The sequence below is a fragment of the Actinomyces oris genome, from assembly GCF_001937445.1.
Lineage (GTDB): Bacteria > Actinomycetota > Actinomycetes > Actinomycetales > Actinomycetaceae > Actinomyces > Actinomyces acetigenes.
The window spans coordinates 65,254-79,878 of the sequence record NZ_MSKS01000011.1 but is presented as its reverse complement, the minus strand read 5'-3'; the positions used below and the strand labels follow the sequence as shown (position 1 = coordinate 79,878).

General features: G+C 71.9%; 11 protein-coding genes. 10 read left to right on the top strand and 1 reads right to left on the bottom strand.

The annotated features are described in order from the left end of the window. Positions 1-362: 362 nt before the first annotated feature. The 5 genes from folP to BKH20_RS03880 are packed head-to-tail and all read left to right on the top strand — an operon-like array spanning position 363 to position 6,793. Complete coding sequence (folP, locus tag BKH20_RS03900) at positions 363-1,259, top strand: dihydropteroate synthase (RefSeq protein WP_075390010.1); 897 nt, start codon at positions 363-365, stop codon at positions 1,257-1,259. After that, complete coding sequence (gene folK / locus BKH20_RS14905) at positions 1,256-3,976, top strand: 2-amino-4-hydroxy-6-hydroxymethyldihydropteridine diphosphokinase (protein ID WP_075390009.1); 2,721 nt, start codon at positions 1,256-1,258, stop codon at positions 3,974-3,976. The genes folP and folK overlap by 4 nt, the downstream gene beginning before the upstream one ends. Continuing rightward, on the top strand, positions 3,976-4,476 hold the full coding sequence (locus BKH20_RS03890) for a DUF3180 domain-containing protein (RefSeq protein WP_075390008.1): 501 nt from the start codon (positions 3,976-3,978) through the stop codon (positions 4,474-4,476). The genes folK and BKH20_RS03890 overlap by 1 nt, the downstream gene beginning before the upstream one ends. Then, positions 4,473-5,042 (top strand): PH domain-containing protein, encoded by a 570-nt coding sequence (locus BKH20_RS03885; protein WP_075390007.1) that lies wholly within the window; start codon positions 4,473-4,475, stop codon positions 5,040-5,042. Before BKH20_RS03890 ends, BKH20_RS03885 begins: the two co-directional genes overlap by 4 nt. Continuing rightward, positions 5,039-6,793: a PH domain-containing protein gene (locus tag BKH20_RS03880; RefSeq protein ID WP_075390006.1), complete on the top strand. Its 1,755-nt coding sequence runs from the start codon at positions 5,039-5,041 to the stop codon at positions 6,791-6,793. Before BKH20_RS03885 ends, BKH20_RS03880 begins: the two co-directional genes overlap by 4 nt. Here the strand turns inward: BKH20_RS03880 and BKH20_RS03875 are convergent, their stop codons facing one another. After that, positions 6,794-7,780: a Rossmann-like and DUF2520 domain-containing protein gene (locus tag BKH20_RS03875; RefSeq protein ID WP_075390005.1), complete on the bottom strand. Its 987-nt coding sequence runs from the start codon at positions 7,778-7,780 to the stop codon at positions 6,794-6,796. It abuts the gene before it with no gap. A 465-nt stretch (positions 7,781-8,245) separates the two neighbouring features. Between BKH20_RS03875 and panC the strand changes: the two genes are divergently transcribed. From panC to BKH20_RS03850, 5 genes are all read left to right on the top strand, one after another. Further along, on the top strand, positions 8,246-9,259 hold the full coding sequence (panC, locus tag BKH20_RS03870) for a pantoate--beta-alanine ligase (protein ID WP_075390004.1): 1,014 nt from the start codon (positions 8,246-8,248) through the stop codon (positions 9,257-9,259). A gap of 307 nt (positions 9,260-9,566) precedes the next feature. Next, positions 9,567-10,022, top strand: coding sequence for an aspartate 1-decarboxylase (panD, locus tag BKH20_RS03865; protein ID WP_075390003.1), 456 nt, complete (start codon positions 9,567-9,569; stop codon positions 10,020-10,022). A gap of 83 nt (positions 10,023-10,105) precedes the next feature. Continuing rightward, on the top strand, positions 10,106-11,305 hold the full coding sequence (locus BKH20_RS03860) for a hypothetical protein (RefSeq protein WP_075390002.1): 1,200 nt from the start codon (positions 10,106-10,108) through the stop codon (positions 11,303-11,305). A 103-nt stretch (positions 11,306-11,408) separates the two neighbouring features. Then, entirely contained in the window at positions 11,409-13,082 is a 1,674-nt protein-coding gene (lysS, locus tag BKH20_RS03855; protein WP_075390001.1) for a lysine--tRNA ligase, read from the top strand. A 193-nt stretch (positions 13,083-13,275) separates the two neighbouring features. Next, positions 13,276-14,577, top strand: a complete 1,302-nt coding sequence (locus tag BKH20_RS03850; protein ID WP_075390000.1) for an AAA family ATPase — start codon at positions 13,276-13,278, stop codon at positions 14,575-14,577. Positions 14,578-14,625: the final 48 nt, after the last annotated feature.

Genomic DNA, 14,625 nt, shown 5'->3' with positions numbered 1-14,625 from the left:
ACCCTTCTCGGTGACTGACTCGGGTGGCGGGCGGAGCCGACCACTGGTATCGCGCTGCGTCCCGCACCGCCCTGGTGATGTGAAGAAGCCTAGAAATGGCGCCATCGCGCCGGAATGCGTCGAAGGGACGGACTAGGGCCAGTGTCTCCACCTTTCGAGGGAGGCCCGCTGCCGCCGACAGTGGTGTGGCTCCGTCACTTCGACCAAAACTTCATCAACGACACGGCTCCGCGTCTTCTATGAAGTTTTGGTCGAAGTGAGCCGCCCTGACCCCGGCGGATCGTGTCTCGGCTCTCAGTGTGAGGTGGGTTGAAGATGTTTCGGTCCTCCCGCTGCGGCGGGCCAACCGTTAGCCTGGCCCCGTGACGATTCTTCCCGCCGCCGCCCCGGCCCCCCTGCCGGGGTGGGTGCCCCGTGACCGGACGCTCCTCATGGGCGTCCTCAACGTCACCCCTGACTCCTTCTCCGACGGCGGCCGCTGGGCCGACCCCGAGACGGCCGTCGCCCACGCCCGCGAGCTCATCGCCCAGGGCGCCGACATCATCGACGTCGGCGGGGAGTCCACCCGCCCCGGCGCCCACCGGGTCGACGTCGACACCGAGATCTCCCGGGTCCTGCCCGTGGTGCGTGCCCTCCTCGCCGACGGGGTCGGCGCTGCCGACGGGACAAGCCCCGCCGCCAGCGCCATCATCTCGGTGGACACCATCCACGCCGCCACCGCCGAGGCCGTCATCGACGCCGGCGCCCACATCATCAACGACGTCTCCGGGGGCCTGGCCGACCCCGCCATGCACGGCCTCATCGCCCGCACCGGCGTCGTCTACGTCTGCCAGCACTGGCGCGGCGACCCCGAGACCATGGACCGGCTCACCGACTACCCCGGCGGCGTCGTCGCCGGGGTCGAGGCCGAGCTGCGCGAGCGCCTGGGCGAGCTGGACGCCGCCGGGGTGGACCGCGCCCAGGTGGTCCTGGACCCCGGCCTCGGCTTCGCCAAGACCCACGCCCAGTCCTGGGAGCTGCTGGCGGCCACCTCCCGCCTCATCGCCGACCTGGGCCGGCCCCTCCTGGTCGGCTCCTCCCGCAAGCGCTTCCTCGCCCAGGCCGCCGAGGCCGAGGCCACCCCCGTCCAGCGCGACGCCGTCACCGCCGCCACCACCGCCCTGGCCGCCGCCTCCGGCGCCTGGGCCGTCAGAGTCCACGAGGTCCCGGCCAACCGGGCCGCCGTCCGCACCGCCTCCCTCTGGAAGGAACACCAGTGAGCACCACCGTCTCCGCGACCACCGACCGGATCAGCCTCATCGGCCTGTCCGCCCGCGGCCACCACGGCGTCCTGCCCTTCGAACGCGAGGAGGGCCAGCTCTTCACGGTCGACGTCATCCTCGACCTGGGGCAGCGCGGCACCGCCGTGGCCGCCGTCACCGACTCGGTGACCGACGCCGTCGACTACTCCCGCGTGGCCAACGGCATCGTGAGCATCATCGAGGGGGAACCGGTCAACCTCATCGAGTCCCTGGCGGACCGGATCGCCGAGCGGGTCCTGTCCTTCCCCCGCGTCGTGGCCGCCGAGGTCACCGTGCACAAGCCCGAGGCGCCCCTCGACGTCGCCTTCGAGGACGTCTCAGTGACCATCCACCGGGTGGCCGACGCCGCAGCCGGCCACGGCGGCGCCCCCGCCACCAGCCAGGCCGCCTGGGCCGCGCAGGCCGAGGCGCCGGTGGCCGTGTCCGCCCAGCCCTACGCCTCCCCCTCCTCCTCGGCCTCCCCGGTGGCCGCCGCCTCACCGGCAGCGCCCGCCTACGAGCCCCCCGCCGCTCCCGCGGCCCCCCTCGTGAAGGAGGTCCCGGACTTCTCTGGCGCCTCCTTCGCGGGTGGCGACGCCGTTCCGGTGGCGTCGACCCCCGAGCCTCCCATCACCCCGACGCCCTCGCCGGTCTCGCCGATGGAGGCTCCAGCCCGTTCGCCCTTCGCGGCTGCCGCGCCCTCGGTGCCCACGCCGATGCCGGCCGAGCCCGGCTCTGTCGGTGGGGGCGCCGAGTCGACCCAGCCGTGGGCTCCGGACTGGGCCACTGAGAGCGCGGACTCCTCCGTCTCATCGGCCCCCTCCTGGGCTCCGGAGGCTCCCCAGGCCCCGGAGGACTCCAGTCTGCCCTCCAGCGAGGCGGCCGGTTCCTATGCCGCGTCGAGCGCGCTGGACGCCCCCTCGACCAGCGCCCCCACCGCGGCCTCCGCAGGCAGGACCGCCGGCGCCGACGGGTTCGTGAGCCTGGCGGCCGACGCCCTGGGTGCGGCGCCCGCCCCCAGTGAGCCGGAGCCCAGTGCCCTCAGCTACGCCGAGGAGGTGGCCGCCGACGCCTCGGCAGCAGCCTCGTCCGAGCCGGCTCCCGCCGCCGGTGGCCTCGCTGTTCAGCTGCCCCGCGAAGGGCGCCACGTGGCCTCCTCCGAGGAGGGCGAGGACCAGTCCGCCCCCGCCGTCGAGGACTCCGCGGACCTGCTGAACGGGCCGGTCGCCTTCGACGAGTCCGGCTCCTACAGCGGAGTCGCCTCCAGCCAGGCCGGTGACGCCGGGGACGCCGCCCCCGAGACGGCGGGCGCCGACGCGCCCGGCTTCCCCTTCCCCCCGCTGGGCGCCGACGCCCCCGCCCCCGGGACCGCCGCTGACGGTTTCATTGACGCCTCCTCCGTCCCAGCCTCCCAGCCTCAGGGTGAGCCCGGGCTCAGCCCCTTCGCCGGCCCCGGTGAGGTCCCCGGGGCCGTGAGCCAGGAGGCAGCGGCACCGGCCTACTCCGACTCCTCCTACTCCCAGCCCTCCGTCTCTGAGGACTTCTCCCAGCCCGCTGAGCACTCCCTCGCCGCACCGTCGGCGCAGCCCGACGTCCAGGGCGCCGCACCGGCTCCCGCCGCGCCTGAGGCCCCGGCGGCGCCCGCCGCTCCGGCCGACCCGCTCGCCGAGCGGCCCACCCGCCCCGTGGGCGTCGTCTTCGGCCTGGGCGCCAACGTCGGCGGAGTCGTGGACTCCCTGCGCACGGCCGTCCAGAGCCTCAAGGCCACTGAGGGCATCGAGGTCACGCAGGTGGCGCCACTGGCCCGCACGCTCGCCGTCGTCGCCGAGGGCGCCGAACCCCAGCCCGACTACCTCAACACGGTGGTCACGGCCATGACGACCCTCTCCCCGCGAGAGCTCCTCGAGGTCTGCCAGTCCCTGGAGGTCGCGGCCGGGCGCGTGCGCACCGAGCCGTGGGGCGTGCGCACCCTGGACGTCGACCTGATCGACGTCGAGGGCGTCACCTCCTCCGACCCGGCCCTGACCCTGCCGCACCCGCGCGCCGCCGAGCGCGCCTTCGTCCTGGTGCCGTGGAGCCAGGCCGATCCCTTCGCCGAGCTGGCCGGGCACTCCGTGTCCGAGCTCGCCGAGAACGCCCCCGACCGCGGAGGCCTGCGCTGGCTGGCCTTCGACTGGCTGGACTCCGAGGCCCTGCCGGACAAGCCCACCGGCCCCTACGTGGAGCCCCCGGTGGCGCAGGACGCCGCAGGATCCGAGCCCGGGCTGGTCTACGACGCCACCCGAGACGAGTCCTCCGTGTCCTCCGTGGCCGACGCCTCCCTGTCCGCCGACTACGCCGGCAGCATCTCCGAGGCCTCATCTCCCGCCCCGCAGCCGGCCGCCCCCGCGCAGCCGCTCGGTGACCAGGTGCCGGCCGAGTCCTCCCCCTTCGGGCAGTCGCCCTTCGACACCTCTAACGAGGCGAGCCCCTGGGCCGAGCAGGCCCCGCAGATCGACTCGCCCTACCAGGCGGCCTCGGCCCCCGAGGCGGCCGGGCCGCAGGGCACCTACGCCCCCGGTCGCACGGCGGGGCCGGATGGGGGCTCCCACGGCCAGCAGGATGACGCCGCTGGGGGCGCCTGGAAGTCCCCGCTCCAGTGGAACGATGTCATCGGTGGTGGCGCCCAGGGGACAGGTCCCCGCCAGGACGCCTGATGCGGCGCACCCGCTGGACCAGTGCCGTCACCTGGTTCATAGCCGCCGCGGTGACCTCCTGGGTGGTCGGTGACCTCCTGCTGCGCCACGTCGGCTGGGTCCCGGTCCTCTCCCCCTGGGGGGCGGTGACCGCGCTGGTCATCGCCGGCATCGTCCTGGTGGCAGGTCTGGCGGTCAGGCGCCTGCGGGCGCGCGAGCGCACCTGGATCACCCCGACCGGCGCCGCCACCACGGCGGCCGCCGCCCAGGCCTCAGCCATCGTGGGGGCGGTCCTGGGCGGTGTCTACGGCGGCGGGATCATCCTGGCGCTGGTGACGCCGCGCTCGCCGGCCATGACTCACCTGGCCTGGACCTCGACCGGGTGCCTCCTGGCCTGCCTCCTGTGGTGCGTCGTCGGCTTCGTCGTCGAGCAGTGGTGCTCCATCTCCAGTGACGGCGACGACGACGGTTCGGCCGGTCCCTCCGGGCGGGCACCCGAAGGACCAGGAGCCCCCGCATGACCAGTTCCGGCCCTCTCCCCGGCGTCGTCCCGGCTGCACCTGCTGCACCTGTCCGCGCCGGTGAGCCGGCTGCGCGAACCGCCGGCGCCGACCCCTTCGCCCCTGACGGCGTCGTCTTCCACCCGGTCTCGCCCCGCCTCATCACCGCCCGCATCCTGGGGGTCGGTCTCTTCTGCGCCGTCGTCATCATCGGTTTCGCCGTCCCCGGGGTGCTCGTCTCCTCCGGATACTTCATCCCGGCGGGGATTTTCGCGGTGCTGTTCGTCTGGCAGCTCTGGCTCATTCCGCGCCAGGTGCGGGCCATGGGCTATGCCCTGGCGGACAACCACCTCCTGTGGCGCCACGGCGTCATGTTCCGCTCCATCACCGTCACCCCCTACGGGCGCATGCAGTTCGTGGACACCTCCCAGGGGCCGCTGGCCCGCTGGCTGGGCATCGCCGAGGTCAGGCTCCACACGGCCTCGGCCAGCACCGACGCCACGATCAACGGGCTACCGGTGGCCGAGGCGGAGCGCCTGCGCCAGGTCCTGTCCCAGCGCGGCGAGGAGAGGATGGCCGGGCTGTGAGCCCCGGCTGGGACAGCGGGACGGAGGCCGCCCGCAAGGCGAGGACGGACGCGCCGGGGGACAACGGGCCTGCCGCCTCCCGAGACCTCCCCCTTCCCGAGAACCTCACCTGGCACCGGGTCAGGCTCATCACGCCGCTGCTGGAGGGTTGGAAGATCGTCACCGGCGTCCTGGCCTTCGTCATGGCTCAGAACCTCGACGACCTGGAACGCGCCTACCGCTTCATCTCCGAGCAAGGCTTCTCCTTGGCCGGCCAGGTCGGCTACTACCTGCTCGGCCTGGTGGCGCTCCTCGCCTTGTGGGTGGGGCTCGGGCTACTCAGCTGGTGGTGGCGTGCCTACGCCGTGGACGCCGACGGCGTCTACCTGCGTTCGGGCATCCTCAGCCGCAGGCTGCGCACGGCCCGTCTGCCGCGCATCCAGTCCGTCGACGTCGTCCACCCCCTGCTCGGACGCGTCTTCGGCGTCGGGAGGCTGACCGTCGAGGTCGCCGGTGGCCGGGACTCGCGGGTCGTCATCGGGTTCCTCACCACCCGCGAGCTCCAGGCCCTGCGTGACCGCATCCTCGACCTGGCCGCTGGGCACATCGACCTGCCCGGTCCCGCTTCGGAGGAGGGCGCCGTCGGGGCGAGCGCAGCGGGCGACGACACCGGCAGCATCGGCGACGCCGTGTCCGCTTCCCGACCCGAGGGCCTCACGCCCGAAGGGGCCGCCGACTCAAAGGCCGCCTCCGCGCCGCGCTCCCCAGGCCTGTGGGCCTCCCACTTCCAGGAGCACCCGCTCTACAGCGTTGACGGTGCCACCCTCCTGGGATCCCTGCTGCGCAGCGTCCTCCTTTACATGTCTCTCATCCCGCCTATCACCCTGATCGTGGCCGGCATCGTCGCCTACGCCATCGGTGACCCGCCCAGGGGCGGGGTGCTCGCGATCGCGACCACCTTCGTCAGCACGGTCGCTGGTGTCGTGTCCCTGGCATGGTCCCGATTCAACAACGCCTGGAACTTCCAGGCCGCCGCCACTCCCAGCGGTATCCGCATGCGTTACGGGCTCACCTCCGACACCTCCCGCACGCTCCCGCCCGGGCGGGTCCACGGTGTCGGGATCGCTCAGCCGATCCTGTGGCGCGGCAAGGACTGGTGGAAGGTGAATGTCACCGTGGCCGGCCGCGAGGACCGGTCCCAGGACGGGCAGAACCGGCAGACCAGCAACCTGTTGCTGCCTGTGGGGACGCGCGACACCGCCCTGCGCGCGCTGTGGCTCGTGGTTCCCGACCTGGGCGTGCCCGACCCGGACAGGCTGCTCGCCCAGGCCCTCACCGGCCGCGACGATGACGGCGTCGGCGATCCGCAGGCCCCGGCGGGCTCGGCGGAGCGCGGCTTCGTGCGCATCAGCCGCCGCGGGCGGATCTTCCGCCCCCTGACCTGGCGGCGCGCGGCCGTCATCCTCACCGACACCTGCGTCATCATCCGCCACGGCCGCTGGCGGCGGCGAGTGGCCGTCTTCCCCTACGAGCGCATCCAGTCCCTGCGCGTGCGTCAGGGGCCGCTGGCGCGCCGGCGCAGCCTGGCCGCCATCGGCTTCGACATGGTCGCCCGTGAGGTTCCCGCCTCGATCACCAACCTCGATGCCGCCGACGCCAAGGCCCTGGCGGCGCGGATCAGTGAGTGCGCGCTGCGCCGCGCCCGTGCCGAGCAGCTCGACCGGTGGCTCGCGCGCGCCGTCGCCGCCACCCGGGCCGGGAAACCCTCATAGTCAGCCCTCGGCCTGCTCCGGGTCCAGGAGCTCGCGCAGACGCAGGGCCTGCTCGGCGGTCAGGCGCCCGGTGGCCTCGCAACGCTCAGTGGTAGCGGCGGCCAGCTGCCGGTAGGAGGCGACCACGTCGTCGAGACCCCGCCCCTGGCTGTCGCGCAGCGAGGAGAGTGCCTCCAGGTGGGCGGCCACCGTTCCGGCGTCCCCCCGGGAGACCGGCCCAGTCAGACCCGACTCGCCCTCGTGCAGGGCCCGGTCCAGGGCCGCCGTGAGCAGGGGGCCGAGCGTGGCCGCACCGTCCTCGACCCCTGCGGCCGCCAGCACCCGCACGGCCTGCGTCACCACGGTCAGCAGGTGGTTGGCGCCGTGGGCGAGGGCCGCGTGGTAGGCCGGGCGCGCCGACTCCTCCAGGACGAAGGGCTCCCCTCCGAGCTCGACCACCAGCGCCTGCGCGATCGGTAGCACCGCGGCCGGCGCGGTCACGGCCATCGGGCAGCCGACGAGCCGGGCCACATCCGTGGAGAACCCGGAGAAGGTCATCGCCGGGTGGATCGCCAGCGGGATCGCCCCGCAGCGCTGAGCCGGCGCGAGCACGGCGGCGCCGTAGCGCCCCGAGGTGTGGGCGACCAGCTGGCCCGGCTGCCAGCGCCCCAGGTCCGCCAGGCCCTGGACGAGCGGCTCGAGCGCGTCATCGGGGACGGCCAGCAGCACCAGCTCGGCGCGCTCGACGATCTCCTCGACCTCCAGGACCGGCACACCGGGCAGCAGCAGCTCGGCGCGCTCGCGCGACTCCTCCGAGACCGCGTGGACGCCGACGACCTGGTGCTCCACCGCCCGCAGCGCGCAGCCCAGGACCGCCCCGACACGCCCGGCGGAGATGATGCCGACGCCCAGCCGACCCGGCCTGCTCGGGCTGGCAGGGGCGGCCGGGACTCGGCCCGCGTGCTCGTCGCCGCCCGCACCTGGACCCGTGCCATCGATGTCGCTCATGCCCCGATGCTCTCATGCTCGCGCCCCTGGCGGCGCCGCGGGCAGCCGGGATCCGGTCAGTGGAGCGACGATCCTCGCCGGCTCTTGTAGTGGTGCAGGGCGGTGGGGGTCGGTGACTGCGTTCTCCCTCCAGGACGTACTTCTCCTACAGGCGGCGTGGTTCGGACTCCAGTCGTCTGTGGGATGACGCAGTCCTCGAAAGACAAGTACGTTCCCGTGCGGCTGTGCCGTTCGCCGTCTCCGGCCTTGAGGGAGCCATCAAGGCGAATCTGTCAATTTTGGCGACTTTTCCGCCGGCCGCGGGCAGCCTCTCCTTCAGGCCGGCCCCTCTGACCTGCGGAAACGCGAATCCAGACGGCTTCGGTTCTCGGATTCGGCTCGGAAAAGTCGCCACCGTGGACACTTTCACCTTCCCGTGCCAGCTTGCGACCGGCGGATTCGGTACCGCCCAGTGGGGCGACTAGCGTGGGGCACGTGAGCACTGAACCCGCACCGACGCCCGTTCCCGCCCCCCGATCCGCCAGCGCCGCAACCGTCCTGGCCCGCAGCCGCGCCGACCTCGCCGCCGCCCTGGCCGAGGCCCCCGACCCCCGGGCGGTCGTCATGACGATGGGCGCCCTTCACGAGGGCCACTTCGACCTCGTGCGCGAGGCCGCCCGTCGCGTCGGGCCGGCCGGCACCGTCGTGGTCACCATCTTCGTCAACCCCCTGCAGTTCGCCCCCACCGAGGACCTCGACGCCTACCCGCGCGACCTCGAGGGAGACCTGGCCGGACTGGCCCGCACCCTTACCGGCGCCGACGGCACCCTCGGTGTGGGACGGCTCATCGTCTTCGCCCCCACCCCGGAGGTCATCTACCCCTGCGGGCAGCCGGCGGTGCGCATCGACCCCGGCCCCATCGCCACCGTCCTGGAGGGGCGCACCCGCCCCACCCACTTCGCCGGCGTGTGCCAGGTGGTGCTCACCCTCATGCACCTGACCGCCCCGCGCTGGGCGCTGTTCGGCCGTAAGGATGCCCAGCAGCTGGCGATCATCGAGTCCATGGTGCGTGACCTCGCCGTCCCCTTGGAGATCGTGCCGGTCGACATCCGCCGCGAGAGCGACGGCCTGGCCATGAGCTCGCGCAATGCCTACCTCAGCCCCGAGCAGCGCCGCCAGGCCCTGGCCCTGTCCCGCGCGCTCCAGGCCGGCCGGGACGCCGCCGCGCAGGCCACCGGCTCTCGGCCCGACCCCGCCGCCATCCGCCAGGCCGCCCTGGCCTCCCTGGAGGCGGCCGACGGCGTTGAGATCGACTACGTGGCCCTCGTCGCCCCGGACAGCTTCGAGGACCTGACGGGCGCCGGCCTCGGCCTGCCGCGCAGCGAGCCTGCGGGGGAGGATGAGGGGAAGGAACTGCCCGCCGTGGGTCTGTTGGCCGTCGCCGCGCGCGTGGGCACCACTCGCCTCATCGACAACACCCTCATCGACCTGTGCCCCTGAACGGTCCTACTCAGACTCGCCCTGGGCGCCCGGCCCGTCCGGGCACTTGCGCGAGCCCTGGCGCCGCAAGCCGTTCCGGCCCCGCGCGAGGACGCACACGCGTCCCCGAGGACGCACCCTCAAGCGACAGACCCGGCGCCCGTCGGCGCGTTCTCGGGGACCGGCGGGCCGGCGCAGCTCCGCAGGGTCCTGAGCGCCCCGCGCAAGCCCGCCCCTGAGCGCGCCGGTCAGCCCAGCCTGTCAGGTCGCTCACCCTGTGCCGCACCGTACAGTGCGCCCGGCCCGGCGCCGTCTACGCTGTGCGGCGATGAGCTCCCGCACCCGGACGATGATGACGTCCAAGATTCACCGCGCCACCGTGACCCAGGCCGACCTCGACTACGTCGGCTCCATCACGGTGGACATCGCCCTGCTCGAGGCCGCCGACCTGCTGCCCGGCGAGCGCGTCGACATCTGCAACTGCACCAACGGCAACCGCCTGTCCACCTACGTCATCCCCGGCGAGCGCAGCGCCGGCGAGATCTGCGTCAACGGCGCCGCCGCCCACCTAGTCAGCCCCGGAGACGTCGTCATCCTCATCGCCTACTCCCAGATGTCCGACGCCGAGGCCCGCACCTACCTGCCCCGGGTCGTCTTCGTCGACGCGGCCAACCGGATCGTGGAGCGGGGCACCGACCCCGGCCAGATCCCAGCCGACTCCGACGTCGCCCGCCTCCAAGGCCTGCGGCCCACCGGCATCCCCCTGACCGACGCCCGCGCCTGACCTCTCCGCGCGCCGGGGCCGCCGCCCTACCAGGCCATCCCGAACCGCCCCCACACCGCCGTGCTCCGATAAAGTCCGGAAGCATGCTGGGGCAGATCAAGGACGAGGACATCTACGAGCTCTACACCACCCGAGAGCTGACGATCGAGGGCGTGCGCACGGCGCTGCCGGACCTCACCGTCGAGGGCAACGACGGGGACGGAACCCACCTCCGCCTCCGCGACGGTCGCCTGCTGGTCCTCGAGCTGGAGGAGACCTCTCTGGACGTGCAGCTCGACTTCGTCGACTACGTCAAGGAGGTCTCCGGCTACCCCGATCTGCCCTACTGCTACCGGCTCACCTGGCCCAAGAGCTGGTTCCGAGGCAGCTCGGCCACCAAGAGGGCCCTGGCGCCGGCGCAGACCCTCGCCCGCTGGAACGACGGCGTCGTGGCCCTGTTCTTCGAGCGCGTGGTGCGGCCGCAGGGAGCCCCGCCCGCACCCGACTTCAATCCCGACGTCTACGAGAAGGACTGGGAGCGGCTCGACGAGGACGTTCAGGTGGTCAAGATGCGGGCCTATGTGCGCGAGTCCGTCTGCCCCGATCCGGTCGAGGCCTGGATGCGCGCCATCTCCCGGGTGGCCCCGCACTGGAGCCCCACCGAGTACACTGGCCAGGCTCGCATGCTGCCACTGAACGAGGCCACGATCGAGGCCGCCGATGATCGCAGGTACGTCGACGACGTCGGGGTCTTCCTGACCGGACCTGCGCCGATCAGTACGGCGACATTTTTTGCCCGCGAGGAGGATCCTCACGGCATGTACATGGTTGAGTGGGTGGCCGGGCTGGCGCCCCTCAGCGTCAGTGACCTGGACCTCCTGCACGAGCTGCTGCTCGAGACCTGTGACGAGCTCGGCGCCGACCTGGCCTGGGCGCAGGTCCTCGATAGATGGAAGTACTCCTACGCCGGTGATGTCAGACCGCACTACTACAACGGTGAGCAGCCCCAGTCCTTGGCCGCCGACGGCGTCATCCTGAGCGGGCTTCCCTCCATCCCGGTCCCGTGGTGCTACCTCGGGCCCGACTACACCAGGCTGCTCTCCGCCTTCCTGACTCGCACACCACCCCAGTGGGAGCAGCGCCCCACGGCCCGCGGCACCGCCCTGCGCCTGAGCCGGGTTCCGGTCAAGGGCGAGGCCCTGGGCCCCGCCTGGTTCCCGGCCGAGTACTGCGTGTCTGTGCGCCGCGGCAGGAAGGGTGAGGAAACGGTGACCGGGGCCGCCGTCGTGCCCACCTGGACCTGACCTGAGGAACCGCCGCCCGGTGTGACCAGGATCGGAGGCGGATCGGGCGTCGTCGGGCCCCGGGGAGCGACCGGGGAGGGCGGGCGCCGTTAGACTCCTTCACGTGACAGACGAGAGCACCCCCAGTCCCGACCCGACCGCCACCGACGCTGCCGGCACCCAGCCGCAGAAGTCGGCTCAGCCCAAGCAGCCCAAGGCCGACCCGGGCCCGGGCGAGCAGTTCGAGGTCCGCGCCGGCAAGCGCGAGCGCCTGCGCAGCGAGGGTTGGGACCCCTACCCGGTCTCCGTGCCCGTCACCACCACCATCGCCGCTGTGCGCGAGGGCTACGCCCACCTCGAGGCCGGGCAGGAGACCGACGACGTCGTCGGCGTGGCCGGCCGTGTCGTCTTCCTGCGCAACACCGGCCGCCTGTGCTTCGTCACCCTTCAGGACGGGGCCGGCACCACCCTGCAGGCCATGCTCTCGGCCAAGGCCCTGCCCGCCGAGGGCCACACCGCGCTCGCGGCCTTCAAGGCCGACGTCGACCTGGGCGACCACCTCTTCGTCCACGGCCGCGTCATCTCCTCGCGCCGCGGCGAGCTGTCCGTCATGGCTGAGCCGGTCCTGCGCGAGGGCGCCGAGGCCGCCTCCGCCGGGGACGACGACGTCGAGATCCCCGCCTGGCGGATTGCCTCCAAGGCGCTGCGCCCCCTACCCAAGACCTGGACCAACGAGGCCGGCGAGGCGGTGACGCTCTCGGAGGAGCAGCGCGTGCGCCGTCGTGAGCTCGACCTGCTCACCCGGCCCGCCGCCCGCGACATGGTGCGCACCCGCGCCGCTGTTGTGCGCTCCATCCGCGAGAACTTTTTCCGCCGCGACTACCTGGAGTTGGAGACCCCCATGCTGCAGGTCATTCACGGCGGGGCGGCCGCGCGCCCGTTCATCACCCACATGAACGCCTTCGACATGGATCTCTACCTGCGTATCGCCACGGAGATCTACCTCAAGCGCGCCGTGGTCGGCGGCGTTGACCGCGTCTTCGAGATCAACCGCAACTTCCGCAACGAGGGCGCCGACTCCTCCCACTCCCCGGAGTTCACGGCCCTGGAGGCCTACGAGGCCTACTCCGACTACGACGGCATGGCCGAGCTGACCCGCAACCTCATTCAGCAGGCGGCCCGGGACGCCTTCGACCTGCCCGAGGGCGGGGAGGTCGTCACGCTGTCCGACGGCACCGAGTACGACCTGTCGGGCCAGTGGGACAAGATCGACCTCTACACCTCCGTCTCGGAGGCCCTCGGTGAGGAGATCACCGTGGAGACCCCGCGCGAGCAGCTGGTCGCCCACGCCGAGAAGATCGGCCTGGAGATCGACGACTACGCCGTGGCCGGCAAGGTCGTGGAGGACATCTTCGAGGAGCTCGTCGGCAACAAGCTGTGGGCGCCCACCTTCGTCTACGACTTCCCCGAGGACACCTCGCCGCTGACCCGCTACCACCGCAGCAAGCCGGGCCTGACCGAGAAGTGGGACCTCTACGTGCGCGGCTTCGAGACCGCCACCGCCTACTCCGAGCTCGCCGACCCCGTGGTCCAGCGCGAGCGCTTCGAGGCCCAGGCGCTCGCGGCCGCCAAGGGTGACCCCGAGGCCATGGTCCTGGACGAGGACTTCCTGGTGGCCATGGAGCAGGGCTTCCCGCCCAGCGGCGGCATGGGCATGGGCATCGACCGCCTCCTCATGGTGCTCACCGGTCAGGGCATCCGCGAGACCATCACCTTCCCCCTGGTCAAGCGGAACTGACCCTACTCGGCCTCCCGCAGCCTCCCGCTCCGGCCGGTCATCGCCGCCTTCGGGCCGACGGTGACCGGCCGGCGCTTCGTCATAGCAGCCCGGCTGCCTCAACCTCGGCGCTCGAATAGTGAGGTCAGGGCTATGAGCTTTGAGTTTTGGGAAAAAACTTCCCAAAACGAGTTGCTCGCACTAGGGTGACGGTATGTTGCTGGACTTCACCGTGGCGAACTACTGCTGCTACGCAGAAGAGGTGACCCTCGATCTCACTCGGAGCTCGCTCAAGACTCTGACGCCGCGCGGCGGCTCCTCCTGGCAGGAGCAGACGTGGCGTGTGGCGGCGATCTTCGGCGCCAACGCCTCAGGCAAGTCGACCCTCCTGGACGCGCTTGACTGCCTCCACCACGCCGTCGGGGGGCAGCGGGACATCCTGTACCAGCCCTTCAGCCTGGATCGCGACCATGTGACGCAGCCATCCCGTTTCTCCATTGGTTTCACTCACGAGAACGAACGCTACAGCTACAGCGTCGAGGCGCATCGCTGGGGAATCTCGCGTGAGGAGCTCTGGGCGGCGGGACAGCGCTGGCGCAAGGTCTTCGTGCGCACCCAGGGGCCCGAGGATGACAAGCCCGTGATCGAGGCCGGCACCACCCTCAAGGGCGCCACGACCGAGGTTGGTCGGATCACGACGCTCAAGGACCTCTTTCTCGCCGTGGCTCTGAGGTACGAGCACGCCACGCTCGCCCCGATCGCGCGCAGCCTGCGAGCCATGCGCTTCATCCACCACAGTGATGAGGAGCGCAGTTCGCGTCTGCGATGGGTGATGAGTCGTCTCGCAGAGGACCCCGCGCAGTGGGCTGGTATCGCGAACGCCATCGCTCAGGCCGCAGACCTTGGTGTTGTCGGTCTTGAGCTTGAGGAGCAGGAGGTTCCTCAAGAGGTGCTTGACCTCCTGCGACGGTTTCCGTGGAGCGAGGACGAGGATGCTGAGGTCCCCGCCGAGGTGCTCAAAGAGCTTCAGCGTCACCTCGTCCTCCGCCACCGCGGTGCCGACGGTGAGGAGTATTCATTGGCGAGTAGCCAGCAGAGTCAGGGCACTCTCACCTGGTTGGCGACGGTCGGTCCCGCCATGGACGCCTTGCGACTGGGCCAGGTGCTGTGTGTCGATGAGCTCGATGCGAGCCTCCATCCGACGCTGACCGCCACGCTGGTGGACATGTTCAAGGATCCGGATCTCAACACCCGGGGAGCCCAGATCGTCTTCACAACCCATGACACGGCGCTCCTGGACAATTCCCCCGTCCAGCTCCTGGAGGCGGGCGAGGTGTGGATGACGGAGAAGTCCCTCTTCGGTGCCAGTGAGCTCTTCTCGCTTGCGGACTTCCCCTCCAACCGCAAGGGCACGAACAAGCAGCGCCGCTACCTCGCCGGTGCTTTCGGTGCCATTCCTCGGGTGGACACCTCCAGCCTCCGCCGGTACCTCTTAATACCGGCGGAGGCGAAGTGAGATGACACCACCGAGAAGGAAGCAGCGCAGTCAACGAGCTGTACTGCG

Excerpts from the sequence above, each read along its gene's own strand:
- BKH20_RS03890 (WP_075390008.1), top strand. The coding sequence starts at position 3,976 with ATGCGGCGCACCCGCTGGACCAGTGCCGTCACCTGGTTCATAGCCGCC.
- BKH20_RS03875 (WP_075390005.1), bottom strand. The coding sequence starts at position 7,780 with ATGAGCGACATCGATGGCACGGGTCCAGGTGCGGGCGGCGACGAGCAC.
- BKH20_RS03850 (WP_075390000.1), top strand. The coding sequence starts at position 13,276 with ATGTTGCTGGACTTCACCGTGGCGAACTACTGCTGCTACGCAGAAGAG.
- panD (WP_075390003.1), top strand. The coding sequence starts at position 9,567 with ATGAGCTCCCGCACCCGGACGATGATGACGTCCAAGATTCACCGCGCC.
- BKH20_RS03860 (WP_075390002.1), top strand. The coding sequence starts at position 10,106 with ATGCTGGGGCAGATCAAGGACGAGGACATCTACGAGCTCTACACCACC.
- BKH20_RS03885 (WP_075390007.1), top strand. The coding sequence starts at position 4,473 with ATGACCAGTTCCGGCCCTCTCCCCGGCGTCGTCCCGGCTGCACCTGCT.